Genomic DNA, 26,356 nt, shown 5'->3' with positions numbered 1-26,356 from the left:
GTCTAGTTCGCCCTCAAATACACGCCAATGGCGCTGTTTCTTTCAATCTCTGCCCGCCCCAGCGTGCAGAAGGAATTGGGGTTTTCGTAGGTGACACCGTGTTGGGCCAGATACGCCTCGCCCTTGGCGCGCATCCGGTCCTTTTCGGCATCCGAATCCACATACGCCCGGATTTCGTTGTCCGAGTATCCCAGTTTGTTCGCTTGCGACTTCAATCCCCACAGCACACCGATCGCTTTCAGACGCCGCCCGCTGATCGAGGGGCAATACTCTGAAATCTCATTTGCAATAGCGATGTAATAGAGTTCGTTGTCGATCTCTTTGACTTCGCGCAAGGGCGGTTTCGCTTCAACGATGGTGGGCAAAGCCAGCACAGACAGCAGCGTCAACATTTTCACACTGGACATGACAAATCCTTTCGTCTTGGGAAACCCAAGACGACCGGCAGTCGGGGTGCTATGCAATAACATCCCCCGTGTCATCGAGTGATATGCGAACACGCGCGTCATGGTCGCTGGCAAGCTCCTGCAAAGGTCAACTTGTCGTCGCTGACACGCAAGTTCTGGGGTTCAGTATCCGGGCCGACCTTCCACGCGATGCTGGAAGAACCGAAGTTCTTGATGCAGAATTTCGTCCCCTCGTACCGTCCCGCTTCGCGCGCGCCGTCCAACGAGGCAGAAACCCCATTCACAACCACGGTGAATTCGGTCGGCATCTTCTTTTTATCGACGGGCTTTGCTTTGGCCCGAAAATACTTACCGTCAAAAAGGACACGATCACTGGACGACGTGATGCCACCGCACGCCGAAACAAGTGACAACGTAAGGACGCCGGCCAACATGGACACGCGACCGGCAACACTTTTACGTCCTAGCATCTGATATTTTCCCCAAGTCTTCATCAAAACGCCGCCACTATTGCCATAATCCCCATCACGACCATGCAGGCCCAGGCGATGACATACAGAACCGAGCGCAAACCAGCAGACGGTTTGCCGATACCGCGAATATGCACCACCAGCATTATCAGGCGCGCCAGCAACGCGACCGAAGCCAGCAGGTTAACCCAAAATGGGCTGGCCCCCATAAGAATGGCCGCGACAATGACCGTCAGATAGGCGGGCAGCGTCTCGGTCCCATTCAGGTAGGCGCGATTCAGGCGATAGGCCTTGTCAGCATAGTCTTGTTCGGGTGTGGCCCCCGGCGCCAACCCTTTGCTTTGTTTCGCCAAAGCCGTGAATGGCGACATGAACAGAAGCACGAGCGTGAAGATCACTATCGAAGTAACTGCGTGGGAGTAGTCGGTTAGAAATTCCATCTAGGTCACTCCTTTACCAGAAATCGCCCGATAGCATCTTCGGTTCCTGCCACGCCTCGTCCAAACGCACAAAGAGATTTTTTGTTTGAAATTTCTACATTTCTGTCGTCGAGAACCTTCCTTACTTGCCCCTTAAGCCAATCGGATCTCCCATAGAATAAGAACTTGCGCATTTTTTGCCGACGCAATCCCTGAACCGCAGTCAGTTCTGTCGCAGTCAGCACGTAACTCTGGTAATCAGAACCGCCAACAGTGGCCAGACCGCTGCATCTGTCTTTTATGAAATGAGCCGCAAGAACCTCACCGACAGCCTGATCGTATGCCGCACGTTTCGCAGCTGCGGCTGGGGCTGCTACAGCCCCGATAAGCAAGAGTGCGACACAAGTTGTTCGAAAGCTCCGCATCTCGATCACTCCGCCGCCATCGCACCCATCCGACCCGTTTTCTGGGCCTTGATGCGATCTTCAATCTCTTCGCGGAAGTTACGGATCAGGCCCTGTATCGGCCAGGCAGCCGCATCGCCGAGGGCGCAGATCGTGTGACCTTCAACCTGTTTGGTCACGTCGAACAACATGTCGATCTCTTCCAGCTCGGCCTCGCCGCGCACCAGACGGTCCATCACGCGCATCATCCAGCCGGTGCCTTCACGGCAGGGCGTACACTGACCGCAACTTTCATGTTTGTAGAATTTCGACAGCCGCCAGATCGCCTTGATGATGTCCGTGGACTTGTCCATCACGATGACCGCAGCAGTCCCCAGGCCCGAGCCCAGATCGTTGCGCAGATGATCAAAATCCATGATCGCATCGCGCATGTTCTCGCCGCGCACACAGGGTACCGAAGAACCACCCGGAATAACCGCCAGAAGATTGTCCCAACCGCCGCGAATGCCGCCGCAATGGGTTTCGATCAGCTCCTCAAAGGGAATAGACATTGCCTCTTCGACCACGCAGGGGTTGTTCACGTGACCCGAAATGGCAAACAGCTTGGTCCCTGCATTGTTCTGACGGCCGAATCCGGCAAACCAGTCCGCACCACGGCGCAGGATGGTCGGCACAACCGCGATGGATTCTACGTTGTTCACCGTGGTCGGGCAGCCATACAACCCCGCGCCCGCCGGGAACGGAGGCTTCATCCGCGGCATACCTTTCTTGCCCTCAAGGCTTTCGATCAGGGCGGTCTCTTCTCCGCAGATATAGGCACCGGCGCCGTGATGCAGGAACAGATCGAAATCCCAACCCGAACCGGCGGCGTTCTTGCCTAGCAGACCCGCGTCATACGCTTCGTCAATCGCGGCCTGCAGCGCCTCGCGCTCGCGGATGTATTCGCCGCGCAGGTAGATATAGCAGGTGTGTGCGTTCATCGCGAATGACGCGATCAGGCAGCCTTCGATCAACGTGTGCGGATCATGGCGCATGATCTCGCGGTCTTTGCAGGTGCCGGGCTCGGATTCATCCGCATTCACCACCAGATAGGCCGGACGACCATCACTTTCCTTGGGCATGAACGACCATTTCAGACCAGTTGGGAAACCCGCGCCACCGCGCCCGCGAAGGCCCGAGTCCTTCATCGTCTGAATGATCCAGTCGCGCCCATTACCAATCAGGCCAGCTGTGCCGTCCCAATGCCCCCGGGCCTGCGCACCTCTCAGCGTACGCTCGTGCATCCCGTAGATGTTGGTAAAGATCCGGTCCTGATCCTTCAGCATCGCGTGTTACCTTCAGCTATCCTGACGCATGCGCCAGAGTTGAAATATGTTGACGCCCGCATAGACAAACGCCGCCAGAGCGGCGAGATCAAACAACAACGCATGGCGCGTCGTCAGTTCCAGTGCGGGGCCAATGAACAGGTTCATGGCAAGCCAAATGGTCATCGTCACTGCAATGACGATACCTATGTGACGACCCTTGCGGGCTATGGCCTGTTCTTTGTCCTTGTCCATCTCATCCTTCATGCCCCGGATGGGCATGCGTCCTAGTCTTCGTAAGTGCCGTCTTTCTTGGCACGTTTGGCGAACTCGGTTACCTCGCCCGCCGCCAGCTTACCGGCCTGTTCGATCCAGCCGTCCCGCTCGATCCGACCTTTGAACTTCAGCCGCGCATCAACCCAAGCCACCTGTTCCGATGTCCAGGCCGCAATCTGGTCGTAGTGGTAAAAGCCCAACTCGTTCAGCGTTTCTTCCAGCTTGGGTCCGACACCTTTGAGCATCTTCAGGTCATCAGCTTTTCCATCGCGCGGCGCGGTCAGGGTTTCCGGCTGGTCTTCTTTCGCCTTCGCCTCTTCGGCCTGTTTCACCGCAGGCTTGCCCGGTGTCGGCGCTTTCGGAGGTTTTGGTGCCGCCTTGGTCGCTGCAGCCTTACCGTCCTTACCCAGCCAAGGGGTCAGGATGGGCACTTCGGTCCCATCAATCCGCTTGACTGTATCGCCCAGATCATTCGCCAGTTCGACACTGGCGTTAAACTGGGTTCGACCACTGTCATATTCCGTCAGACTGGTCAGACCCTTGAGAGGTTCTGCCGCATAACGCCCATTCTGCGGGCCCGGTGTCGGAACTTTGCCCGCAACCAAATCGTCGAGGATTTTGCCAAAGCTCTCGGTGGTCAGGTCCTCATAATAATCCTTACCAATCTGCGCCATCGGCGCGTTGGTACAGGACCCGAGGCATTCCACCTCTTCCCAGCTCAGCTTGCCATCGGCAGATAGTTCATGCGGCCTGGCAGCGATCTTGTCCTTGCAGACCGCAATCAGATCCTCGGCCCCGCAGATCATGCAGGACGTCGTGCCGCAGACCTGAATATGTGCCACCGAGCCAACCGGCTGCAATTGGAACATGAAGTAGAAAGACGCGACCTCAAGCACGCGGATGTAGGCCATGCCCAGCATGTCGGCGACGGATTCAATCGCCGGACGACTCAGCCAGCCCTCTTGTTCCTGCGCGCGCCACAGCAGCGGGATAACCGCGCTGGCCTGGCGCCCCTCGGGGTATTTGGTGATCTGCGCTTCGGCCCATTGCTGGTTGGCAGCGGAGAAGGCAAAGCTTTCGGGTTGTTCGGGGTGGAGGCGGCGGAGCATTAGCGGTCAATCTCTCCAAATACGACGTCCATGGTGCCGATGATGGCGGCAACATCGGCCAATTGGTGGCCTCCGGCGACGTGGTCCATAGCTTGCAGGTGCAGGAACCCCGGTGCGCGCAGTTTGGCGCGGTAGGGTTTGTTGGTGCCGTCGGCGACAAGATAGACGCCGAACTCACCCTTTGGGGCCTCAACGGCGGCGTAGACCTCACCGGCGGGAACGTGGAAACCTTCGGTGTACAGTTTGAAATGGTGGATCAAGCTTTCCATCGAGGTCTTCATGTCTGAGCGTTTCGGCGGGGTGATCTTACCTCGGGCCAGAACGTCACCCTGGCAGTCGCGGATTTTGACGATGGCCTGCTGGATGATCGACAGCGACTGGCGCATCTCTTCCATGCGCACCAGATAACGGTCGTAGCAGTCGCCGTTCTTGCCGACGGGGATCTGGAATTCGAACTCGTCATAGCATTCATAAGGCTGCGCGCGACGCAAATCCCATGCCAGACCAGACCCGCGCACCATCACGCCCGAGAAGCCGTATTTCTGGATGTCATCCTCGGTTACGACGCCAATATCGGCATTACGCTGTTTGAAGATACGGTTTTCGGTCAGCAGACCGTCGATGTCATCGAGAACGGCGGGGAATTCGTGGCTCCACGCCTCGATATCGTCCAGCAGTTCCGGCGGCAGGTCCTGATGGACACCACCAGGGCGGAAATAGGCGGCGTGCAGGCGGGCACCGCAGGCGCGCTCATAGAACACCATCAGCTTTTCGCGTTCCTCGAAGCCCCACAGCGGCGGCGTCAGCGCGCCGACGTCCATCGCCTGCGTGGTCACATTCAGCAGATGGTTCAGGATGCGCCCGATCTCGGAATAGAGAACACGGATAAGCGAGCCGCGACGCGGCACTTCAACCCCGGTCAGCTTTTCGATGGCCAAACACCAGGCGTGCTCCTGGTTCATCGGTGCCACGTAATCCAGACGGTCGAAATACGGCAGGTTCTGCAGATACGTCCGGCTTTCCATCAGCTTTTCGGTGCCACGGTGCAGCAGACCGATATGCGGGTCACAGCGTTCGACAATCTCACCGTCCAGCTCAAGCACCAGACGCAAAACCCCGTGTGCCGCAGGGTGTTGCGGGCCGAAGTTAATGTTGAAGTTGCGGATCTTCTGTTCTCCGCTCAGCGCGTCCGTGCTGCCGTCATCGTATCTTGAGCCGTCCATCAACGCCCCCGTTCTTTCTTTTTCGCTTCGGCCCGAACCCGAACCTTTTCAGCTTCGGCCGCTTTGGCAGCGGCACCTGCCAGCAGCACCCCCAGCGCACCCAAAATGATAAGTTCACCCATCATCTCAGCGGCGCTCCAACTCTTGCAGTTTCAGCCCAACCCACCACAGCAACGCAATTGTGCCAAATGGAACCAGACAAAGAAGGCACCAGAACTTGTTGATCCCGAAAAACGGCAAAATCTTCACCATCGGAATGATGGTCAGTGCAGAAAGGATCAGCCACCAGATGCCACCCATTATTCAGTCTCCTGTTTTTCATCCCCCGGAAGAATGTAGTTCGCGCCTTCCCACGGGGACATGAAATCAAACTGACGGTATTCCTGCACCAACGACACCGGCTCATAGACAACGCGCTTTTGCGCTTCGTCATAGCGCACCTCGGTATAGCCGGTGGTCGGGAAATCCTTGCGCAGTGGGTGGCCGCGGAACCCATAGTCGGTCAGGATGCGGCGCAGGTCCGGGTGGCCCGAGAACAGGATGCCGAACATGTCGAACACCTCACGCTCGAACCAGTTCGCCGAGGGGTGAACGTCAACGATCGAGGGCACCATGTCTTCTTCTCGAATTGAAACCCGCAGGCGGATGCGCTGGTTCTGGTACATCGACAGGAAGTGATACACCACATCGAACCGCTTGGCCCGTTCGGGGTAATCCACGCCAGTGATGTCAACCAGCGACGAAAACTGGCAATTCCGGTCGGATTTCAGGAACTCAATGAATTCCACAAGGTTCGACGGCGCCACATCCACGTTCAGTTCGCCATGGGTCACATCCCAGGACAGAACGCAATCGGCCCGTTTCAGTTCAAGCTGCGCGCCGAGTTCTTTGAGTGCTTCGCTCATCAGCTCTCTCCTCAGCGTACGATGGTGCCGGTGCGGCGGATTTTGCGTTGCAACTGCATCAGGCCATACAGCAACGCCTCGGCGGTTGGCGGGCACCCGGGGACGTAGATATCCACTGGAACCACGCGGTCACAGCCGCGCACGACCGAATAGGAATAGTGGTAATACCCACCGCCATTTGCGCAGGACCCCATCGAGATCACATAGCGCGGCTCGGGCATCTGGTCGTAAACCTTGCGCAGCGCCGGGGCCATCTTGTTAGTCAGCGTTCCCGCCACGATCATTACATCGGACTGACGTGGGGACGCCCGCGGGGCGATACCAAACCGTTCGGCATCATAACGCGGCATCGAGGTGTGCATCATCTCAACCGCGCAGCAGGCCAGACCGAAGGTCATCCAGTGCAGCGATCCGGTGCGGGCCCAGTTGATGATGTCTTCGGTCGAGGTCAGCAGGAACCCTTTGTCCTGCAACTCGGCATTCAGGGCCTGGGTTGCGACTTCTTTGTCGACACCGGCAGTGTTTGCACCCGTCATCACTCCCATTCCAAGGCCCCCTTCTTCCATTCATAGGCAAAGCCGATGGTCAGAACACCCAGGAACACCATCATCGACCAGAACCCTACATCGCTGATGTCCTTGAAGCCGACGGCCCACGGAAACAGAAAGGCGATTTCCAGATCGAAGATGATGAACAGAATCGAGACCAGATAAAACCGGACGTCGAATTTCATCCGCGCATCGTCGAAGGCGTTGAAGCCACATTCATATGCGCTGACCTTTTCAGGGTCGGGGTTGCGGACTGCCAGAACCACAGCCGCCAGAATCAGGACGATTCCAAGGCCGACAGCAACGGCCAGAAACACCAGAATCGGGAGATACTCCCGTAGCAGGTCTTCCACGAATAGCTCCTTTCCTGCGCAACCCGGTCGGGGGGCGCCGTCAATTGGCGTGTTGACTGGACATTCTCTATCCGCGCGGGGTCAGAGGGTCAACCGAACACAGTCGCAGACGGGAGTAATAATCCACTTGTCATGCCCTGTGATCCGGGAAAGGTGATTCCTACTGCAACTGCAATGAAATTAAGGCCTAAACCTAACTTTTCCATGCAGGTTTTCGCTTTTCAAAGAACGCACCGATTCCCTCCATCGCCTCGTCGGTTTCCCACCGATCCACCAAGGCTCCGATCGTCTGGTCAATCACAGCATCGTCAATATTGGGTCCCAGCTTGCTGACCAAATCCTTGGCCGATGCAACCGCGCCTGGCGCACAGGAAAGATAGGGCAGAACTTCGGCTTCGACCGCATCAGCTAAATCGGTTGCCGGAACGTTTTTGGCCAGCAGCCCAAGCTCGACCGCCTCGACAGCATCGAACAACCGGGCCGACATGAACACGCGCCGCGCCCGCGCCTCACCCATCCGGGCAATCACATATGGACCAATCGTGGCGGGGATCAGGCCCAGCCGCGTTTCGGTCAGGGCCATCTTTACGCTGTCCACACCAATGGCCACGTCGCAAACAGCAGTCAGCCCAACACCACCGCCAAACGCATTGCCCTGAATCGCACCGATCAGCGGGCGGGGCATGGTGTTCAGCGCCTGCAGCATTTCGGCCAGCTTGCGCGCCTCGGCAAACCGCGTTTCGGGGTCGGCGGCCATCTGGTCCTGCATCCAGCCCAGGTCACCGCCCGCACAGAAACTCTTGCCCGCCCCGGTCAGAACCACTACGCGAACTGTGTCATCTGCACCCAGTTGCGCGGCCGCTTGTGTCAGTTCGGCAATCATCTGCGCCGACATCGCGTTGTGTTTTTCCGCCCGGTCGAGCGTCAAAGTCGCAACTCCACGCGCGTCTGTCGTCACCGAGATCGTTTCAAACATGCCCGCCCCTCACTCTGGCCGCATGGCCCGCGCCATTTGCGCGGCCTGCTCTACGATTTCCAGATCAAGTCCGGTTTCATAGCCCAACCGCTCCAGATGGGCGGCCACGGCCTCGGTCGCAACATTCCCCGCAGCTCCGGGCGCATAAGGGCAGCCGCCCAATCCACCAACTGCCGTATCAAAGGTCCGCACGCCCAACGCCAGGGCAGCATCGATATTGTCGAGCGCCCGGCCATTGGTGTCGTGAAAATGCCCAGCCAGACGGGTTACCGGCACGCGTTCTCGTACGGCCAAGAGCATATGCGCGATGGTATCTGGTGTCCCCTGCCCGATTGTATCGCCCAATGAGATCTCATAGCAGCCCAAGCCAAACAGCTGATCTGCGACCTCGGCCACCTTCTTGGGCGGTGTTGGGCCATCATAGGGGCAGTCGGTCACGCAAGAGACATAGCCACGCACCGGCAGATCAATGTGGCGCGCGGCCTCGAGGATCGGTGTAAACCTCTCGATGGATTCGGCAATCGTGGCGTTGATATTGGCTTTCGAAAATCCCTCGGAGGCCGAGGCGAATACTGCAATTTCATCCGTTTTGGCCGTCAGGGCATCCTCATATCCACGCATGTTGGGCGTCAGCGCGGCATAGCGCACCCCATCTGTCCTTTTTATTCCGGCCAAAACTTCCGCACTGCCGGCCATCTGCGGCACCCATTTGGGCGATACAAAACTGGCCACTTCGATCCGGTTGAACCCGGCGCGGCTGAGGCAGTCGACCAGCGCCACTTTCTCGGCCACCGGGATCTCACACTGTTCATTTTGCAGGCCGTCACGTGGACCTACTTCGAAAATCTCGACCCGCTCACCCATGGCTGCGCTCCTCCCGGTTTTGTTTCGTGTCCTGTTCGGATGGCCTGACTGTGCCACGCGATGCGGTGCGCGAACAGGTCACTCTTCTTTCAATCTGATCAGGGCCGCTCCGGCTTCGACCTGCGCGCCGTCCTCAGTCAGCACCTCGGCAATGACACCGTCGCGGGCGGCCAGAAGGGAATGTTCCATTTTCATCGCCTCCAAAATGGCAAGCCTGTCTCCCTCACTTACCTTTTGACCCACGGTGGCAAACACCGCCTTGACCAACCCGGGCATGGGGGCTTCGATCACGTTAGTATCGCCTGCAGCGCTGGCATCGCGGTCCAGCGGATCAACAATGTCAAACGCCTGCCCGTAGGTGTCAAAGACCGTGATCCGCGCGCCCGAAACCGACACCTGCGGCATTGGGTTGCCGTCAATGGACCAGATACCGTTGCTGCGCTCGGCAATGACAGTATCTTCCCCGACCTGCCAAACCTGACGATTTGAACCTTCAACCTGAACATCAAGATCAAGGGTGTCATCTGCCTTTAGCTGAACTGCTCGGTGCAACGGAGCCCACAGGGAAAACCCAGTCTCTTCCTTCGTATCGACCAAGTCCAACGCCATCATCGCAGCCGCCACGCATGTCGCTGCCGAAATCGGAGCTACCAGTGTCAGCGCATCAATATCCCGCCCGATCAGCCCGGTATCTACATCACCTGTGGCGAAACCGTCATGCCGGGTCAGCGCGCCCAGAAAGGCGAGGTTGGTCACGGTGCCTGCGACCTCGGTCTGCTGCAGGGCACGATGAAGCTGTTCCAATGCAACCGCGCGCGTGGGGCCATGGACAATGACTTTAGCGATCATCGGGTCATACCAAGGGCTGATCGTATCACCCGCACGCACTCCGCTATCGGCACGGCAGGCCGTAGGGAATTGCAGATGCGTCAGGGTGCCCGTTGCAGGCAGGAAGCCCTTGGGCACGTCCTCGGCATAAAGACGGGCCTCAAATGCGTGGCCAGTGATGGATAGATCGTCCTGACGTTTCGGCAACGCCTCGCCAGCGGCGACCCGCAATTGCCATTCGACCAGATCGACCCCGGTGATCGCTTCGGTCACGGGATGCTCGACCTGCAGGCGCGTGTTCATCTCCATGAACCAGAACCTGTCCGGACGCAGCCCGTCCGAAGCATCAACGATGAATTCAACCGTCCCTGCGCCCTTGTACCCGATCGCCTCGGCGGCCCGCACGCCCGCCTGCCCCATCGCCTCGCGCATCTCAGCCGTCATACCCGGGGCCGGAGCCTCCTCGATCACCTTCTGGTGTCGGCGTTGAAGCGAGCAGTCTCGTTCAAACAGATGCACCGCATGGGTGCCGTCGCCAAACACCTGCACTTCGATATGGCGGGGTTTGGCGACAAATTTCTCGACCAGAACGGCGTCATTGCCAAAGGCTGTTTTGGCCTCACCCCGTGCGCTGTCCAATGCTGAGGCGAAATCCTCGGGACGTTCAACCAGCCGCATGCCCTTGCCGCCGCCACCTGCCACGGCCTTGATCAACACGGGATAGCCGATGGTTTCAGCAGCGCCCGCCAGATGTTCGGGGTCCTGATTGTCACCATGATATCCCGGCACAACCGGCACGCCTGCCTGCTCCATAAGAACCTTGGCCGCATCCTTGAGACCCATCTTGCGGATCGCATCCGCCGAAGGGCCGATGAACGTCAAACCAGCCGCATCGACCGCATCCACGAATTCGGGGTTTTCCGAGAGAAAGCCATACCCCGGATGGATCGCCTGAGCTCCGGTATCCAGCGCAGCCTGAATGATCACGTCGCCCTTCAGGTAGCTTTCAGCGGGAGCCGCGCCGCCGATACGGACAGCCTCATCGGCCATCTGCACATGTTTTGCCGAGGCATCCGCGTCGGAATAGACCGCAACACAGAAGACGCCCATTTTCTGAGCCGTTTCCATGACGCGACATGCGATCTCGCCCCGGTTGGCAATCAGGATTTTGTTGAACATGTCTTACCCCTCAACAGCCAGATCTTCGACAAGACGGAAACGTTCGCACAATAACTCCATCTCGGGATCGAAACCGCCATTGCGCTCGAAGTAACAACGGTGATCCTCGCGCCATCCTTCAAGCGTTTCATTCTCACCCTCGGCCAATGCAAAGTCCTCAGTCACATCGCAAAAACAACAGATCGTGACATCGACCGTTTCGATCACCAAAGCCGGGGTGTCATCCCATTCCAGAGCGATATCGCGTCGCCCGACAACTGGTGTCTCAGGGCTTCCGCCCGGATAGTCGCGCAGCGCCCCACAAGTTGCTTTTTTTTGGCCTGAGCGCACCAATGCCAGCAATTCAGCACTCAAGGCAGCGCTATCGCCGAACTTAAAAGTCTGTGCGTCCGGGTAGCGGGTCATTACTTCTTTCAGGTCCATGCGCATCACATCCTGAACACGCCGAAACGTGTCTCTTCAATCGGGGCATTCAGCGCGGCTCTCAGCGACAGCGCCAGCACATCGCGGCTTTTGCGTGGGTCAATGATGCCATCATCCCACAACCGAGCAGAGGCATAGAGCGGATGCGACTGTTCCTCGAACATCTCCAGTGTGGGGCGTTTGAACTCGGCCTCCTCCTCGGCAGACCAGGTGCCGCCCTGCCGTTCGATCCCGTCGCGTTTGACGGTGGCCAGAACACCCGCCGCCTGTTCGCCTCCCATCACGGAAATCCGCGAGTTCGGCCATGTCCATAGGAAGCGCGGCTGATAGGCCCGTCCCGCCATGCCGTAATTCCCGGCCCCAAAAGAACCGCCGACCAGCATCGTGACCTTCGGCACGTTCGTCGTGGCAACTGCTGTCACCATCTTGGCCCCATGCCGTGCGATGCCTTCGTTTTCGTATTTCCGACCAACCATGAACCCGGTGATATTCTGCAGAAACACCAGAGGGATTTTCCGCTGCGAACACAGCTCGACAAAATGCGCGCCCTTCTGCGCAGCTTCGGAAAACAGCACGCCGTTGTTGGCAATGATCCCGACAGGGCAGCCTTTGACATGGGCAAAGCCAGTCACCAGCGTCTCGCCAAAGCGCGGTTTGAACTCATCGAAACGCGAGCCGTCGACCAACCGCGCGATCACCTCGCGGATGTCATACGGCGTGCGCAGATCGGCGGGCACTACACCCAGAATTTCCTCGGGGTCATAGGCCGGGTCCTCGGGGGTGGCCCAGTCCACTGTCTGCGGCTTGCGCAGGTTCAGCGAACCGACCGCGCGGCGCGCCAAGGCCAGCGCGTGGGCGTCATCCTCGGCCAGATAGTCGGCTACACCAGACAAGCGAGTATGAACGTCGCCGCCACCCAAATCTTCGGCGCTGACGATCTCTCCGGTCGCGGCCTTGACCAGAGGCGGCCCGGCCAGAAAGATCGTGCCTTGGTCACGCACAATGATCGTCACATCCGACATCGCAGGAACATAGGCCCCACCCGCCGTACACGAGCCCATTACCACGGCGATCTGTGCAATCCCTTTGGCGCTCATCCTTGCCTGATTGTAGAAGATGCGGCCAAAGTGGTCGCGGTCGGGGAAGACCTCATCCTGATTGGGCAGGTTCGCGCCGCCGCTATCGACCAGATATATGCAGGGGAGGTTGTTTTCCTCAGCAATCTCCTGCGCCCGCAGATGTTTCTTGACCGACATCGGGTAATAAGTGCCGCCCTTCACGGTGGCGTCGTTGCACACCACCATGACCTCGCGCCCCTGCACCCGGCCAATACCCGCGACAACCCCAGCACAGGGCGCAGCATCGCCATACATCGCATGCGCCGCCGTCGCCCCGATCTCAAGGAACGGAGACCCCGGGTCCAGCAAGTTCGCCACCCGACGACGTGGCAGCATCTTTCCCCGGGATTCATGCCGCGCGCGGGATTTCTCACCACCGCCCATGCGGGCTGCTTCGGCGGCGGCAGTGATTTGTGCCAGCGCATCGAGATGAGCGGTGCGGTTTGTCTTGAAGCCCTCAGAGGCGGGCATGGCTTTGGATGTGAGTTTCATTCTTTGCTTTCCTGGTCCATCAGAAAACCCGCCGAAATAAGAAGCATCATCTTTCCTCCAACAACGTCTTTAACCAAACCACTCTTTGGCTTGTTCGCTCCAAGCGACACCCGGCCCCAAGGAGTTTCGCACCTGTTCCCCCTCTCCACTGAAGATACTCCACCAAGCAGTCCGCCTCCCGCATTTCTTCCCAACGTTCTTGTGCTTCGGTTAAACTCGGCACTCTAAAAGGTAGAGAGGAAGCTTTCTCAGCGTCTCCTTCATCAAGCATGCTGTAATGAACCAGCAGGTCTGCGGCACTCTCGTCCACCAGCGTGTCCCAGACCGCTGTTTCAGCTTCGACGCAAAAGTAAATTCCCAGAGTGCTTTGCCCCCAAGAAATATCTTCATTCATGCAATCGCCCGAAAAAGCACCAATACAGTCGGAAAGGTCTGTTGGTGCTCCAGCACTTTCGACACACCCACGGACTTGAGCATCCATGTAGGCTTGGTCCACGGTAGTTTGTCCGTGCTCATCTTGAACTTGATAGTTCTGTGCCCAAAGGTCTTGGGGCAGCACAAAGGTGAGAACTGAAACAGTGCCTAGAGTAAGCAAATCAAAGCTGTGCAACTTATTCAGCATTGTTTGTCCTCCGCCGCCGCTCGCACTTTCAATTCCTTCCGGACCACCTTCCCCGTCACCGTCATCGGCAACTCCTCCAGAAATGCGACCTCACGCGGATAGGAATACTGAGCCAGACGCGCCTTGACCCAGTCCTGCAACTCCGACCTCGAAGCCTCGGCCCCCGGTTTCAGCACCACATAGGCCTTCACGATCTCGGTCCGTAGTGGGTCGGGCTTGCCGACCACGCCCACGGTCGCCACCGCCGGGTGGGTTAGCAGGCAATCCTCGATCTCGGCCGGGCCGATGCGGTATCCGGCTGAGGTAATCACGTCATCATCGCGACCGACAAAGCGTAGATACTCGCCCTCCCACACGCCGCGATCTCCGGTGATCAGCCAGTCGCCGCGAAACTTCTCAGCCGTCGCCTCTGGCCGATTCCAATATTCCAGCAACATCGAGGCCGAACCGCGCCGAATGGCCACGTCACCCTCCTCGCTGATCGGATTGCCGTCCTCATCGATCACAGCAACCTCGTGCCCTGGCACTGGCTTACCAATGCAGCCGGGTTGTACCGGGAAATCCTCGGCGCAGGAGGAGACGACCATGTTGCATTCCGTCTGGCCGTAGAATTCGTTGATCGTCAGGCCAAACGCCTGTTGCCCCCAGGCCAGCATCTCGGCCCCCAGCGGCTCACCGCCCGAAGCGACCGAGCGCAGACCGGGGATGGCCTGATCCGCCGCCTTCAGCATGCGAAGTGCGGTCGGAGGGAAGAACACGTTCCGCACACCGCCGCGGGCGATCACGTCGGCGCAGGCTTCCGGCGTAAACTTTTCCAACCGCGCCGCGACCACAGGAATACCCAGCGCAAGCCCGGGCATCAATACGTCGAACAGACCTCCGATCCAGGCCCAATCCGCAGGTGTCCATAGGCAATCGCCTTCGCGCAGGTGATTGTGGCTGATCGAGACACCCGGCAGGTGGCCGGTCAGAACCCGGTGCCCATGCAGTGCGCCCTTGGGGCTACCCGTGGTGCCCGAGGTATAGATCAGCACCGCCGGGTCCTCGGGGCCTGTATCTGAGCAGGGGAACGGATCATCCGATGGCGCAATATGTTCGACCAGAACCGGGTGGGCCAGATCGCCCAGCAACGCGGCTCCTTCGGCATCGGTCAGCACCTGACGCGCACCCGCATCCCCCACGCGCGAGGCCAACGCATCCCGTTTGAACAGCTTGAACAGCGGCACCGAAACCGCCCCAAGCTTCCAGATCGCCAGATGCGCCGCCGCACACCAGGGCGACTGGCTCAGCAACACACCCACGCGGTCGCCGGGCTGCACCTGCTGATGCAGTTCACGTGCAATCCCGTCCGTCATGCGCGTGAGTTGACCAAAGGTAACGGCTTCGCGGTACCCGTCTGTCAGATCAACGATGGCCACATTGTCACGAGGATGCGCCAGGCATTGTCGCGCCATATTGAGTTGATCCGGAATATCCCAGACGCCCGACTTCCGCATACCGGGTATGCACCTATCGGGATGCATGCGCGAAACCCCTTGTTTTTCTTACCCTTGGCGGGTGCGGGCGCCCCCCTGCTTTCACAGGAACTTGATGCAGATCAGAGTTCGCAACGGTCCGGTCCTGCACAAGCGACTCATCAACAAATTCAAAGGCCATAAAATGACCAAAACACTCGCCGCTTTGACGCTCTCGACTGCGCTTGTCGCACTTGCCGCCCCTGCAATGGCCCAAAACCAAGGTGACTGGACCGTGGGTGTCGGTGTTGGTTATCTGGACCCGAAATCCGACAACGGAACCCTGGCTGGTCTCGATACCGACATTGACGCAGACACCAGCGCGATCTTCACAGTAGAGTATTTTGTCCAGGACAATCTTGGCATCGAACTGCTGGCCGCGACCCCGTTCAGCCACAGCATCGCGCTGGGGGGCACCGATCTGGCCAGCACCAAACACCTGCCGCCCACCCTGTCGCTGAACTATCACTTCGCGACCAACAGCGCCTGGAAGCCATATGTTGGCGCCGGTCTGAATTACACCATCTTCTTTGACGAAAAATCCGCGCTTGGGGATCTGGACATCGACAACTCCTTCGGTGTGTCGCTGCAAGCCGGTTTGGACTACATGGTCACCGAAAAAGGAGCTGTGCGTCTGAACGTGCGCTGGTTCGACATCGACTCCGACGTTAAACTGAACGGCACCGATATCGGCACTGCAGAAATCGATCCCTGGCTGGTCGGCGTATCCTACGTCCATCGCTTCTGATCCTTGTCTTTAACGCCCCGCCACCCTTTGGCGGGGCGTTTTTCTCAGCGCATTTCGCTCATCAACTCGCGCCCGATCAGCATTCGGCGAATTTCGCTGGTGCCCGCGCCGATCTCCATCAGCTTGGCGTCTCGGAATATCCGGCTGACCGCTGAATCCGACAGGAACCCGGCCCCGCCCATCGCCTGCACAGCCTGATGCGCCTGCGTCATCGCCTGTTCCGAGGCGTAAAGGCAGCACGCCGCTGCATCCTGACGGGTCACGTCACCCCGGTCACAAGCCTTGGCAACTTCATAGACATAAGCCCGCGCGGAATTCATCGCGGTATACATGTCGGCAATCTTGCCCTGCATTAGTTGGAAGCTACCGATCGGTTTGCCGAACTGCTTACGCTCGGCCAGATAGGGCATGATCTCGTCCAGACAGGCAGCCATGATGCCGGTGCCGATCCCAGCCAGCACGACGCGTTCATAATCCAGACCTGACATCAGAACCGCAACGCCCTTGCCCTCTTCGCCCAGAACGTTCTCGAACGGCACTTCGACATCTTCAAAGATCAGTTCGGCTGTGTTCGACCCCCGCATCCCCAGCTTGTCGAAATGCGTAGAGGTCGAGAATCCCCTCATCTCTTTCTCGATCAAAAAGGCCGTGATCCCTTTTGAACCCGCCTCGGGGTCAGTCTTGGCATACACGACTAGCGTGTCCGCGTCCGGCCCATTGGTGATCCAATATTTGTTGCCGTTAAGACGGTAGTGATCGTTACGCTTTTCCGCGCGCAGCTTCATCGACACAACGTCTGATCCGGCCGAGGCTTCGGACATTGCAAGCGCTCCAACATGGTCACCCGAGATCAGGCGCGGCAGGTATTTCGCCTTCTGCTCGTCATTGCCGTTCAGCTTGATCTGATTGACGCACAGGTTCGAATGCGCCCCGTAAGACAGCGAGACCGAAGCCGAGGCCCGCGCCACCTCCTCCACCGCTACGGTGTGGGCCAGATAGGACATCCCCGCCCCGCCATACTCTTCGGGCACGGTGATGCCCAACAGCCCGAGGTCGCCCATCTCTTTCCACAGTTCATTGGGAAAGGCGTTCGATTGATCGACCTCGGCCGCCATCGGTTTGACCCGATCCTGCGCCCAGCGATGCACCATCTCGCGCAGAGCGTTCACATCCTCACCCAGATCAAATTGCATTGTGGCCGTGAACATGTTGCGACCTCCTCATCGAATTAATGAACACTTGTTCAATAATTAGGTAACAGCGAATCCTCCACGGGTCAATGAGAAGGCTAGCACTAAAGAAAATGCCACCCCGAACAGGGTGGCATTTTTCAAGATTAAAGCGTGCGCCAAAGGCGCACTCAATTGGATCACGATTGAAACACAGCCCCAACTTCGGCCCGGATGATGCGCGCGATCAGGCGGCAGTCGTCCAGCGAAAAAGTCAACGGCACGCGCATATCCATCACCCCGGCAAGGATACGATCACTTGCGGGCAAAGGCGTGCTTTCGGCATAGCGCCAACTGTCATAGCGCGAGGTGAATCCCGTCGGCTCCGCCCCACCAAACCACTTAATCTCGACCCCCCGTGCGCCGCAACGACGGATTACCTCGGCAATACGTTCGGGCGTCCAGTCGAGCAGCAAGAACTGGATCGACGAACCGACATAGGTCTCTTGCTCGGGACGCTCGACGATGGTCAGGCCGGGGGTGTCCCGCAGGCCGGTTGCGATTTCGTCATAGCGTTCGTTCCAGCGCTGCACCTGCCGGTCAAGATCACGCAGTTGCGGGCGCAGGATCGCGGCGCGCAGATTGTCCATGCGGCCGGACACATTGGGCGTGGTGTATTTGATCTTTTCAAACACCTCGGGCCCCGGTGCGGCAAGGTGGCGTTCATATAGCATGTACGAGCCCGACAGCATCGTGGCCTTGGCCGCAATCACTTCGTCATCGGTGATCAGCAGACCACCTTCACCGGAATTGACGTGTTTGTACGTCTGGCAGGAATAGCACCCAATCGCCCCCTGACGCCCCGACAATTGCCCGCGCCATGCGGCACCCATTGTGTGGGCGCAGTCCTCGATCACCGCAACGCCCGCCGCATCACACATCTGCATTAACCGGTCCATATCGCACAGATGTCCGCGCATGTGGCTGAGCATCAGCACCCGCGCCTGATCCAGCTTGACCTCAAGATCATCCAGATCAATCGTCAGATTCTCAGTCACGCCCACAAAAACTGGCCTTGCCCCGACCGAGGCAATCGATCCCGGCACCGGCGCAAGCGTGAAGGCGTTGGTCAAAACCGGATCACCCGGCTGCACCCCCACGGCCCGCAATGCGGTGGCCAGTGCATAACCCCCAGAAGACACAGCCAGACAGTATTTCGCCCCCATTTGCGCCGCGAACTCCTGCTCCAGCAGCGCGGTTTCGCCCAACTCTCCGGGTACGACGTTATAGCGATGCAGACGCCCATGGCGTAGAACGGCCATGGCGGCGTCAATCGCCTCTTCTGGAATAGGTTCCTGCTGGGTGAAGCTGCCAGTGAATGTTTCGGTCATGGGCTAGTTCTGATCCTGCAAAGGGTTGGGGTCAAGAATTTGTGCCGCCGCACCAATCAGTCCGGTGACCAGCTCAGGCAGATCATCAAAGTGATGCAGCAGTGCTTCGGGTTCCAATGCGGCCATATCTTCCCCGGACGGGCCAAACGTCACCAGCACCGAGGGCACGCCCGCTGCCCGCGCCGTATTTCGGTCGGTGTCGGAATCGCCGATCAGCACACACAAATCGGGGTGTCCCCCGGCCCGGCGCGCGGCTTCGCGCAGTGGTTCGGGGTCCGGTTTGCGCACGGGCAACGTGTCTGCCCCCACCAAAGACGCAAACTGATCCCGCACGCCCATCTGGGTCAGCAACTGATGGGCCAGAGCCTCGGGTTTATTGGTGCAGATACCTACGCCATAACCTTGGGATTTCAGCATTTCGACAGCCTCAAGCGCACCGGGATAGAACCGAGTGTGGGTGTCGATGTCCTTCGCGTAAGCCTCAAGCAGGGTGGGATAATAGGCCAGAACAGTATCCTCATCATAAGCACCGACCCGCTTCAGCCCATGGGTCAGCATCATCCGTCCACCCCGCAAGGCAACGGCTGCGTCATCATCGTGAACCAGGACATCCCCATGCCCCATCTGGCGAAAACAGTGGTTGGCCGCCGCGAGCAAATCGCCCGACGTATCGGCCAAAGTTCCGTCCAGATCGAAGATTACTGTGCGCATTGTGCCTCCTGCCTCGGCGGTTTATTGCCGTCTCGTGTTGCAAACGGCAATCTTGTTTGATCCGTGAACCGCTTGCGCCTTTGCCCTCAGCGGATAAAACGGAGCGCAACAAAACACAAAGAGAAATCGATTTCATGAGCACTGCCCTTGTCATCCTTGCCGCTGGAAAAGGCACCAGGATGCATTCGGATATTCCCAAAGTTCTTCATCCCATCGCGCAGGTCCCGATGCTGGTGCACGCTATGCGCGCCGGGGCCATATTGTCGCCCGAGCGGACCGTGATCGTCACCGGGCACGGGGCTGAAGCCGTAGCCAAGGTTGCAACTGCCGAGGATGAAGCGGCGCAAATCGCTGTTCAGGACGAGCAGTTGGGCACTGCCCATGCCGTCGCGCAGGCACGCGAGGCTTTGGACGGATTCACCGGCGACGTCGTGGTTTTGTATGGCGACACGCCGTTTCTGCAGCCCGATACGCTGGAACGCATGATCGCGGCGCGGGCAGAAAACGATCTTGTCATTCTGGGGTTTGAGGCCGCCGATCCTGCGCGTTATGGTCGCCTGGTGATGAACGGTGACAGTCTTGAGCGGATCGTCGAATTCAAAGACGCATCGGATGAAGAGCGCGCGATAACCTTCTGCAACTCTGGCCTTTTGGCCTGTGATGCGCAGACGTTGTTTTCCCTGATCGACACGGTAGGAAATGACAACGCGGCAGGCGAATACTATCTGACCGATGTCGTGGAAATCGCGCGCGCGCGCGGCCTGAAAGTCACCGCAGTCGCCTGTGACGAAGCGCAGACATTAGGTGTGAACTCCCGCACCGATTTGGCTGCGGCAGATGCTGTGTTTCAGGCCAATGCCCGTGCCGAGCTGTTGGATCTTGGCGTCACCCTGATGGCACCCGATACTGTTTATCTGGCCGCTGACACCGTCATAGGGCGCGACACTGTGATTGAACCCAACGTGGTTTTTGGCCCCGGCGTCACAGTCGAAAGTGGTGCTACAATCCGGTCGTTTTCGCATTTGGAGGGCTGCCACGTCAGCCGCGGTTCTATTGTTGGCCCCTATGCCCGCCTGCGCCCAGGTGCCGAGTTGGCCGAAAACGCCCGCATCGGCAATTTTGTCGAGATAAAGAACGCCGAGATCGCCGAAGGGGCCAAGGTTAACCACCTCAGCTATATCGGTGACGCGTCGGTAGGTGCGGCGTCGAATATCGGCGCTGGAACAATCACCTGCAACTATGACGGTGTGATGAAGCATCGCACCACAATTGGTGAGAATGTTTTTATCGGCTCAAACACAATGCTGGTGGCCCCGGTGAAGGTCGGAGACGGCGCAATGACAGCCACCGGCACAGTCGTGACGCGAGACGTCGAGTCCGACGCGCTGGCCGTGGCCCGCGCCAAGCAGGACAACAAGCCGGGTTATGCACGTAAATTGTTTGATATGTTGAAGGCGAAGAAGGCTCGCCGCGACAAAGGAGCCTGATCTATGTGTGGAATTGTAGGTGTACTGGGGCAACACGAAGCCGCCCCTATTTTGGTTGAGGCGCTGAAACGGCTGGAATATCGCGGCTATGACAGCGCCGGTATTGCGACGGTCAATGACGGTGAACTTGGGCGGCGTCGGGCTGTGGGCAAGTTGGTCAACCTCAGCGATTTGCTGGTGCACAATCCTCTGCGCGGAAAATCGGGCATCGGGCATACCCGTTGGGCCACACATGGCGCACCATCAGTCACCAACGCGCACCCGCACAAGGCAGGCCCCGTGGCCGTGGTGCATAACGGCATCGTCGAAAACTATCGCGATTTGCGGGCTGAGTTAGCCGAACATGGCGTCGATTTCGTCACCGAGACCGATACCGAAACCGTGGCCCTGATGGCCGAGCATTATCTGAACAATGGACTATCGCCCGTTGATGCGGCGTTCAAAACCATCGACCGGCTTCAAGGGGCGTTTGCACTTGCATTTCTGTTTGACGGGCAAGACGACCTGATCGTCGCGGCGCGTAAGGGCTCACCTTTGGCCATTGGGCATGGGGAAGGCGAAATGTATGTGGGTTCGGACGCCATTGCGCTGGCCCCGCTGACGGATCGTATCACCTATCTTGAAGAAGGCGACCGGGCGGTCCTGACCCGCACTTCGCTTGAAATCCGCAACGAAGCCGGAGAACTGGCCAACCGCGAGACCCGCCAGATCAAACTGGATCAAACACGGGCCGACAAGGCGGGTCACAAGCATTTCATGGCAAAGGAAATCGCCGAGCAACCCGTGGTGGTTGCCGAGGCAATCCAATCCTACCTGCCCACTGGCGGCAACGAGATAACTCTGCCGTGTGAGCTGGATTTCAGCAAGCTGGACCGCCTGACCATGGTCGCCTGCGGAACTGCCTTTTATGCCTGTCTGACAGCAAAGTACTGGTTCGAACAGTTGGCCAGAATGCCCGTCGAGGTCGATATCGCCAGCGAGTTTCGCTATCGCGAACCTCCGATCCCCGATCGCACGGCGGCCTTGTTTGTCAGCCAGTCGGGTGAGACCGCCGACACGCTGGCCGCGCTGCGCTATTGCGAGGGCAAGGCCGATAAGATCGTTTCGGTGATCAATGTCCCCGAAAGCTCGATCGCGCGCGAAAGCGACATCGCCCTGCCGATCCATGCTGGGGTTGAGATCGGTGTGGCCTCGACCAAAGCTTTCACTTGTCAGCTAAGCGTATTGCTGATGCTGGCGCTCAAGGCGGCTGCGGATCGGGGCACCCTAAGCGATGAGGAACTGGCTGATCATGCCGCCGCATTGCGTGGATTGCCGACCGCACTAAATGCCGCGCTGGATCAGAACCAGTCCATCAAGGCCTCGGCCCAGCGCTTGTCCGAGGCGCGCGATGTGCTGTTCCTGGGCCGCGGCCTGATGTATCCACTGGCTATGGAAGGTGCGCTGAAACTAAAAGAAATCAGCTATATACACGCCGAAGGTTATGCGTCGGGTGAACTGAAGCACGGCCCCATCGCCCTGATCGACAAACACATGCCAGTAGTGGTCATGGCCCCGCGCGACACAGTGTTCGACAAGACCGTGTCGAACATGCAAGAGGTCATGGCGCGCAAAGGCAAGGTCATACTGGTCTCGGATGATGACGGCGTTACCGAGGCCGAGGATGGGGTGTGGAGCACTATTCGCATGCCCCATATTCATCCCAGCCTTGCCCCGATCCTGTATTCGGTTCCGGCGCAGCTGCTGGCCTATCATACGGCTGTCGCCAAAGGTACCGATGTGGACCAGCCCCGCAATCTGGCGAAATCCGTCACCGTCGAATAAGCCAAGATCGGGCTGCACCCACGGCCCGTTTCACCAGCAGGGCGACAAACATTGAATTTCTATCTGGATCAGATCAAAGCTCATGCCGACCCCGTACGCGCGAGCCAAATGGCGGCCTATCACAAGGTTGACCGCCCCTATCTGGGTGTCGCGAACCCCGTTCTGAACGACCTGACGAAAGATTGGCGTCAAGACCTGGATGTATCTGAGCGCGTGGAGTTGGCGGATGCCTTGTGGCAGACCAATATACACGAGGGCCGTCTGGCCGCGGCCAAACTACTGACCCAGGCCCGCATTCGGCCTGATGGGGCGGTCTGGGATTTACTGCACAGCTGGTTGCCCGATTTCGACGCCTGGGCTGCGGCCGATCACGCCTGCATGGCGATGCAAAAACGTCTGTCAGCCGACCCAACCCGATTGGATCAGGTGGAAATCTGGACGACTTCCGATCATATGTGGACACGGCGCGCAGCGCTGGTGGCCACCCTTCCCTGGACCAAGCAGAATCACCCCAAACCCGACGATCTGGCACGGCGCGATCGCATCCTTGGCTGGGCGGCAAGCTATGTGCCGGACCGGGACTGGTTCATTCAGAAAGCTATTGCTTGGTGGCTGCGTGACCTGTCCAAACACGACGCTGAACGCGTCATCGCGTTTCTGAAAAGCCATGGTGACGCGATGAAGCCTTTCGCCCGCCGCGAAGCCGGAAAATACCTGAAAGATCAGTTGGAATAGACCTCAAGTTCAACCAATTCGTCGAATGGCAACAACAAGGCCCGCATCGCATCCAGAGACAATCGACTGCCGCCGCTTTCGGGCCCTGGCGCTGGGACCAGCGTAATATAAGCCTGCGAGCCGGTTCTGGGAACGACCACGCGACCGGTGAATTCGACGTCGACCAGCGGAGTTTCCAACCAACGACCCGGCGTGGTCGGATCGCCCAATCCGGCTATGGTCGTCTTTGCGCCCACCCAGCCGGCAGCAGTGGCCGCAACGGGTTCTGGTTCAACTGCTTCCTCTGCCACAACCTCTTCGACCGCGACGTCTTCAGGTTCAGAAGGCGTCTTTTCGCCCCCAAAGACCCGATCTGTCGTGGACCGCACGGTGTCGCATCCGGCCACCAGAATACACAAAGCGAATAGCATATATCTCATGCCATCAACCTATCGCCCTGTGCGCATCTGTACCAGCGCAAAGGAAACTTCGCCCTTGTCGCAGGCAAGTCGCGGCTTTACCTATGTCGCATGACTGCTCCGCTTATCGACCCATTCGCACGTGCGATCACCTATCTCCGCGTCTCTGTTACAGACCGCTGCGATTTCCGCTGTGTTTACTGCATGTCCGAGGACATGAAGTTTCTGCCAAAGAAAGACCTGCTGACACTGGAAGAGCTGGACCGCATGTGCTCGACCTTCGTGAAGTTGGGGGTTGAAAAGCTGCGCATTACCGGTGGTGAGCCGCTTGTGCGCAGAAATATCATGACGTTTTTCAACAGCATGACCCGCCATCTGGACAGCGGCGCGTTGAAAGAGCTGACGTTGACCACCAATGGCTCGCAGCTGCACCGTTTTGCCGATGACCTGTACGCAGCAGGTGTGCGCCGGGTAAATATCTCGCTGGATACGCTGGACGAAGATAAATTCGCGGCGATCACCCGCTGGGGCCGTCTTAAACAAGTGTTGAACGGCATCGACGCGGCGCAGAAAGCCGGGCTGAGGATAAAGATCAACGCGGTGGCCCTGAAGGGCTTCAACGAAGAAGAATTGCCGACGATCACGAAATGGTGTGCGGAACGCGATATGGACCTGACCTGGATCGAGGTCATGCCCATGGGCGATATCGGCAATGAGGATCGTCTGGATCAATATTGGTCGCTCAAGGATGTTCGTAAGGAATACGAGAACCACTATTCCGTGACCGATCTGGCAGAACGCAGCGGCGGGCCAGCGCGTTATGTTCGCCTAGAGGAAACCGGCCAAAAGATCGGCTTCATCACCCCTCTGTCGCATAATTTCTGCGAAAGCTGCAACCGCGTGCGCCTGACCTGCACTGGTGAGCTGTTTATGTGTCTGGGCCAAGAGGACATGGCTGACCTGCGTGGTCCACTACGCGATCACCCCGATACAGAGCAACCGCTCGAAGACGCAATCCGCGCGGCGATCAACCTCAAGCCCAAGGGACATGATTTCGACTATTCCCGCCAGGCGGTCGACGGCAAGATGAGCCGTCACATGAGCCACACAGGCGGCTGACGTGCCGGACCAGACGGGCCGACCGACCCTGCTGTATCATCTATATTGCGGCCTGACCTCTGTTGCGGGACCGTTCGTCTGGCGCACCGTAAGGAACAAGCTGCAAGCCGCGGATGTTTCCGTAACCCGACAACAGGAACGCCAAGGCCGTGCCAGCCTGCCCCGCCCCGACGGCCAGCTGATCTGGTTCCACGCCGCCAGCGTTGGTGAAACCCTTTCGGTCATCAGCCTGATCAAACGGTTGGGGGAACGTCTGCCGGATGCCGAGTTTCTGATCACCTCTGGCACGCCAACCTCGGCTGCGCTGATCGAAAAACGCTTGCCACCACGAACGCGGCACCAGTACCCTCCACTAGACACCGCAAGCCCCGTGCGGCGCTTTCTGGACCACTGGCACCCGAATGCCGGTATTTTCGTGGAAAGCGAAATCTGGCCTCGCCTGATTGTCGAAGGTGCCAACCGTGGCATGCCCTTGGCTCTGCTCAACGCACGCCTGTCGGACAAATCCGTCGAAGGCTGGAAAAAACGCCCGGACACAGCCCGGTTCATTCTGGATCATTTTCGCCTGTTCCTGACCCAGAACGACAAGACCGCGCAAAACCTGATCGTGATGGGCGCGCCCGCTGAACGTGTACAGCCGGGCACGAATCTTAAGGCCATGTCTGACCCCTTGCCGATTGATCAGGCCACGTTGTCCGAAATCCGCGCACAGATCGGCGCCCGCCCCGTCTGGATCGCCAGTTCGACACATGCCGGTGAAGAGGAAACCGTTCTTGCCGCCCACGCAGAGCTGCTCAAACGTTGGCCCGACCTGCTGCTGTTGCTGATCCCGCGCCACCCTGAACGCCGCGCCGAGGTCGCCAGTCTGGCAACCCAAGCGGGGCAAACTGTGGCCATTCGATCGAATGACGACAAGATCACCGACAAAACGCAGGTCTACATGGCAGATACGCTGGGTGAAACCGGCACATGGTACGCGCTGTGCCCTATTGTGTTCCTTGGCGGATCACTGAAAGAGATCGGCGGCCACAATCCGTTCGAACCGGCCCAGGCGGGTGCCGCTGTAATCACCGGCCCCGGCTATTTCAACTTTGCCGAAACCTTCGCCCCGCTGATCGAATCCGGCGGGGCGCTACAAGTTCAATCTGCTTCCGAACTGACCGAGGCCGTGGAAACCTGGCTATCGGACCAAACCACACTGGACACAGCCCGTAAGGCTGCGAAATCCTGCGTAAACACCCAACAATCGGCACTGGATGCAATCGTCGAGACGCTATGCACCGAACTCAGCTTAACTGGGTCGGGTTCAACGTCATCTGACTAAGTTTGTCCCGGGTAGC

At 58.6% G+C, this 26,356-nt stretch carries 29 protein-coding genes; 6 read left to right on the top strand and 23 right to left on the bottom strand.

The features are described from left to right. Positions 1 to 2: 2 nt before the first annotated feature. From ACR0DL_RS01895 to ACR0DL_RS01805, 19 genes are all read right to left on the bottom strand, one after another. Positions 3 to 407: a DUF5333 domain-containing protein gene (locus ACR0DL_RS01895; RefSeq protein WP_254428648.1), complete on the bottom strand. Its 405-nt coding sequence runs from the start codon at positions 405 to 407 to the stop codon at positions 3 to 5. Positions 408 to 505: 98 nt separating this feature from the next. Beyond that, on the bottom strand, positions 506 to 877 hold the full coding sequence (locus tag ACR0DL_RS01890; RefSeq protein WP_254437374.1) for a hypothetical protein: 372 nt from the start codon (positions 875 to 877) through the stop codon (positions 506 to 508). A 23-nt stretch (positions 878 to 900) separates the two neighbouring features. Next, positions 901 to 1,317, bottom strand: coding sequence for an MAPEG family protein (locus ACR0DL_RS01885; RefSeq protein WP_170348149.1), 417 nt, complete (start codon positions 1,315 to 1,317; stop codon positions 901 to 903). Positions 1,318 to 1,726: 409 nt separating this feature from the next. Beyond that, positions 1,727 to 3,025 (bottom strand): NADH-quinone oxidoreductase subunit NuoF, encoded by a 1,299-nt coding sequence (nuoF, locus tag ACR0DL_RS01880; RefSeq protein WP_480687326.1) that lies wholly within the window; start codon positions 3,023 to 3,025, stop codon positions 1,727 to 1,729. Between the two features lie 12 nt (positions 3,026 to 3,037). Then, entirely contained in the window at positions 3,038 to 3,259 is a 222-nt protein-coding gene (locus tag ACR0DL_RS01875) for a DUF5337 domain-containing protein (protein ID WP_170349358.1), read from the bottom strand. A gap of 32 nt (positions 3,260 to 3,291) precedes the next feature. Then, positions 3,292 to 4,389 (bottom strand): NADH-quinone oxidoreductase subunit NuoE, encoded by a 1,098-nt coding sequence (gene nuoE, locus ACR0DL_RS01870; protein ID WP_480687324.1) that lies wholly within the window; start codon positions 4,387 to 4,389, stop codon positions 3,292 to 3,294. After that, positions 4,389 to 5,612 carry an NADH-quinone oxidoreductase subunit D gene (locus ACR0DL_RS01865; protein ID WP_170395741.1) on the bottom strand — a complete coding sequence of 408 codons (1,224 nt, stop codon included), beginning with the start codon at positions 5,610 to 5,612 and terminating at the stop codon, positions 4,389 to 4,391. The genes nuoE and ACR0DL_RS01865 overlap by 1 nt, the downstream gene beginning before the upstream one ends. Further along, positions 5,612 to 5,737 carry a hypothetical protein gene (locus ACR0DL_RS01860; protein ID WP_302477176.1) on the bottom strand — a complete coding sequence of 42 codons (126 nt, stop codon included), beginning with the start codon at positions 5,735 to 5,737 and terminating at the stop codon, positions 5,612 to 5,614. Before ACR0DL_RS01860 ends, ACR0DL_RS01865 begins: the two co-directional genes overlap by 1 nt. A 1-nt stretch (position 5,738) precedes the next feature. After that, the gene (locus tag ACR0DL_RS01855; RefSeq protein ID WP_058274391.1) at positions 5,739 to 5,912 is read right to left on the bottom strand and encodes a hypothetical protein; all 174 of its coding nucleotides are present in this window, start codon (positions 5,910 to 5,912) and stop codon (positions 5,739 to 5,741) included. Further along, positions 5,912 to 6,517 carry an NADH-quinone oxidoreductase subunit C gene (locus ACR0DL_RS01850; RefSeq protein ID WP_170395739.1) on the bottom strand — a complete coding sequence of 202 codons (606 nt, stop codon included), beginning with the start codon at positions 6,515 to 6,517 and terminating at the stop codon, positions 5,912 to 5,914. The genes ACR0DL_RS01855 and ACR0DL_RS01850 overlap by 1 nt, the downstream gene beginning before the upstream one ends. Positions 6,518 to 6,528: 11 nt before the next feature. Further along, positions 6,529 to 7,062, bottom strand: coding sequence for a NuoB/complex I 20 kDa subunit family protein (locus tag ACR0DL_RS01845; protein WP_010442777.1), 534 nt, complete (start codon positions 7,060 to 7,062; stop codon positions 6,529 to 6,531). Then, on the bottom strand, positions 7,053 to 7,418 hold the full coding sequence (locus ACR0DL_RS01840; RefSeq protein WP_050602775.1) for an NADH-quinone oxidoreductase subunit A: 366 nt from the start codon (positions 7,416 to 7,418) through the stop codon (positions 7,053 to 7,055). Before ACR0DL_RS01840 ends, ACR0DL_RS01845 begins: the two co-directional genes overlap by 10 nt. A gap of 193 nt (positions 7,419 to 7,611) precedes the next feature. After that, positions 7,612 to 8,394 carry a crotonase/enoyl-CoA hydratase family protein gene (locus ACR0DL_RS01835; protein WP_480687322.1) on the bottom strand — a complete coding sequence of 261 codons (783 nt, stop codon included), beginning with the start codon at positions 8,392 to 8,394 and terminating at the stop codon, positions 7,612 to 7,614. A 9-nt stretch (positions 8,395 to 8,403) separates the two neighbouring features. Then, a complete protein-coding gene (locus ACR0DL_RS01830) occupies positions 8,404 to 9,258 on the bottom strand; it encodes a hydroxymethylglutaryl-CoA lyase (protein WP_480687320.1) in 855 nt (284 codons plus the stop codon). A 78-nt stretch (positions 9,259 to 9,336) separates the two neighbouring features. Continuing rightward, a complete protein-coding gene (locus ACR0DL_RS01825) occupies positions 9,337 to 11,265 on the bottom strand; it encodes an acetyl/propionyl/methylcrotonyl-CoA carboxylase subunit alpha (protein ID WP_170348134.1) in 1,929 nt (642 codons plus the stop codon). Between the two features lie 3 nt (positions 11,266 to 11,268). Beyond that, positions 11,269 to 11,694 carry an ASCH domain-containing protein gene (locus ACR0DL_RS01820; RefSeq protein ID WP_170348133.1) on the bottom strand — a complete coding sequence of 142 codons (426 nt, stop codon included), beginning with the start codon at positions 11,692 to 11,694 and terminating at the stop codon, positions 11,269 to 11,271. Then, a complete protein-coding gene (locus ACR0DL_RS01815; RefSeq protein ID WP_480687318.1) occupies positions 11,694 to 13,298 on the bottom strand; it encodes a carboxyl transferase domain-containing protein in 1,605 nt (534 codons plus the stop codon). The genes ACR0DL_RS01820 and ACR0DL_RS01815 overlap by 1 nt, the downstream gene beginning before the upstream one ends. A gap of 46 nt (positions 13,299 to 13,344) precedes the next feature. After that, entirely contained in the window at positions 13,345 to 13,920 is a 576-nt protein-coding gene (locus ACR0DL_RS01810) for a lysozyme inhibitor LprI family protein (protein ID WP_170374593.1), read from the bottom strand. Next, complete coding sequence (locus ACR0DL_RS01805) at positions 13,914 to 15,443, bottom strand: AMP-binding protein (RefSeq protein WP_480687316.1); 1,530 nt, start codon at positions 15,441 to 15,443, stop codon at positions 13,914 to 13,916. The genes ACR0DL_RS01810 and ACR0DL_RS01805 overlap by 7 nt, the downstream gene beginning before the upstream one ends. Positions 15,444 to 15,579: 136 nt before the next feature. Here ACR0DL_RS01805 and ACR0DL_RS01800 point away from each other — a divergent pair, with 136 nt between their 5' ends. Next, positions 15,580 to 16,182, top strand: coding sequence for an OmpW/AlkL family protein (locus ACR0DL_RS01800; RefSeq protein WP_170348125.1), 603 nt, complete (start codon positions 15,580 to 15,582; stop codon positions 16,180 to 16,182). 44 nt (positions 16,183 to 16,226) lie between these two features. Here ACR0DL_RS01800 and ACR0DL_RS01795 read toward each other — a convergent pair whose 3' ends face one another. The 3 genes from ACR0DL_RS01795 to ACR0DL_RS01785 all read right to left on the bottom strand — a co-directional run bounded on the left by ACR0DL_RS01795 (position 16,227) and on the right by ACR0DL_RS01785 (position 19,453). Beyond that, positions 16,227 to 17,390 carry an isovaleryl-CoA dehydrogenase gene (locus tag ACR0DL_RS01795; protein WP_480662319.1) on the bottom strand — a complete coding sequence of 388 codons (1,164 nt, stop codon included), beginning with the start codon at positions 17,388 to 17,390 and terminating at the stop codon, positions 16,227 to 16,229. Between the two features lie 161 nt (positions 17,391 to 17,551). Continuing rightward, on the bottom strand, positions 17,552 to 18,742 hold the full coding sequence (locus tag ACR0DL_RS01790) for a DegT/DnrJ/EryC1/StrS family aminotransferase (RefSeq protein WP_170374589.1): 1,191 nt from the start codon (positions 18,740 to 18,742) through the stop codon (positions 17,552 to 17,554). 3 nt (positions 18,743 to 18,745) lie between these two features. Continuing rightward, complete coding sequence (locus ACR0DL_RS01785; protein WP_170360194.1) at positions 18,746 to 19,453, bottom strand: HAD-IA family hydrolase; 708 nt, start codon at positions 19,451 to 19,453, stop codon at positions 18,746 to 18,748. A 134-nt stretch (positions 19,454 to 19,587) separates the two neighbouring features. Between ACR0DL_RS01785 and glmU the strand changes: the two genes are divergently transcribed. Genes glmU through ACR0DL_RS01770 form a run of 3 tightly spaced genes read left to right on the top strand, consistent with a single transcriptional unit; the run spans position 19,588 to position 23,499 of the window. Continuing rightward, the gene (gene glmU / locus ACR0DL_RS01780) at positions 19,588 to 20,940 is read left to right on the top strand and encodes a bifunctional UDP-N-acetylglucosamine diphosphorylase/glucosamine-1-phosphate N-acetyltransferase GlmU (protein ID WP_170532796.1); all 1,353 of its coding nucleotides are present in this window, start codon (positions 19,588 to 19,590) and stop codon (positions 20,938 to 20,940) included. A gap of 3 nt (positions 20,941 to 20,943) precedes the next feature. Continuing rightward, complete coding sequence (gene glmS / locus ACR0DL_RS01775; RefSeq protein WP_170532793.1) at positions 20,944 to 22,764, top strand: glutamine--fructose-6-phosphate transaminase (isomerizing); 1,821 nt, start codon at positions 20,944 to 20,946, stop codon at positions 22,762 to 22,764. 51 nt (positions 22,765 to 22,815) lie between these two features. Next, entirely contained in the window at positions 22,816 to 23,499 is a 684-nt protein-coding gene (locus tag ACR0DL_RS01770) for a DNA alkylation repair protein (RefSeq protein WP_480687313.1), read from the top strand. Here the strand turns inward: ACR0DL_RS01770 and ACR0DL_RS01765 are convergent. Further along, positions 23,487 to 23,918, bottom strand: coding sequence for a hypothetical protein (locus ACR0DL_RS01765; RefSeq protein ID WP_480687311.1), 432 nt, complete (start codon positions 23,916 to 23,918; stop codon positions 23,487 to 23,489). The genes ACR0DL_RS01770 and ACR0DL_RS01765 overlap by 13 nt on opposite strands. Before the next feature lie 90 nt (positions 23,919 to 24,008). Here ACR0DL_RS01765 and moaA point away from each other — a divergent pair, with 90 nt between their 5' ends. Then, positions 24,009 to 25,016, top strand: a complete 1,008-nt coding sequence (gene moaA / locus ACR0DL_RS01760) for a GTP 3',8-cyclase MoaA (protein WP_170348111.1) — start codon at positions 24,009 to 24,011, stop codon at positions 25,014 to 25,016. Position 25,017: 1 nt separating this feature from the next. Further along, positions 25,018 to 26,340 carry a 3-deoxy-D-manno-octulosonic acid transferase gene (locus tag ACR0DL_RS01755; RefSeq protein ID WP_480687309.1) on the top strand — a complete coding sequence of 441 codons (1,323 nt, stop codon included), beginning with the start codon at positions 25,018 to 25,020 and terminating at the stop codon, positions 26,338 to 26,340. The last annotated feature ends 16 nt before the right edge of the window (positions 26,341 to 26,356 follow it).

Source organism: Ruegeria sp. BB5, assembly GCF_056539405.1.
This window is presented reverse-complemented; position numbering and strand designations above follow the sequence as displayed.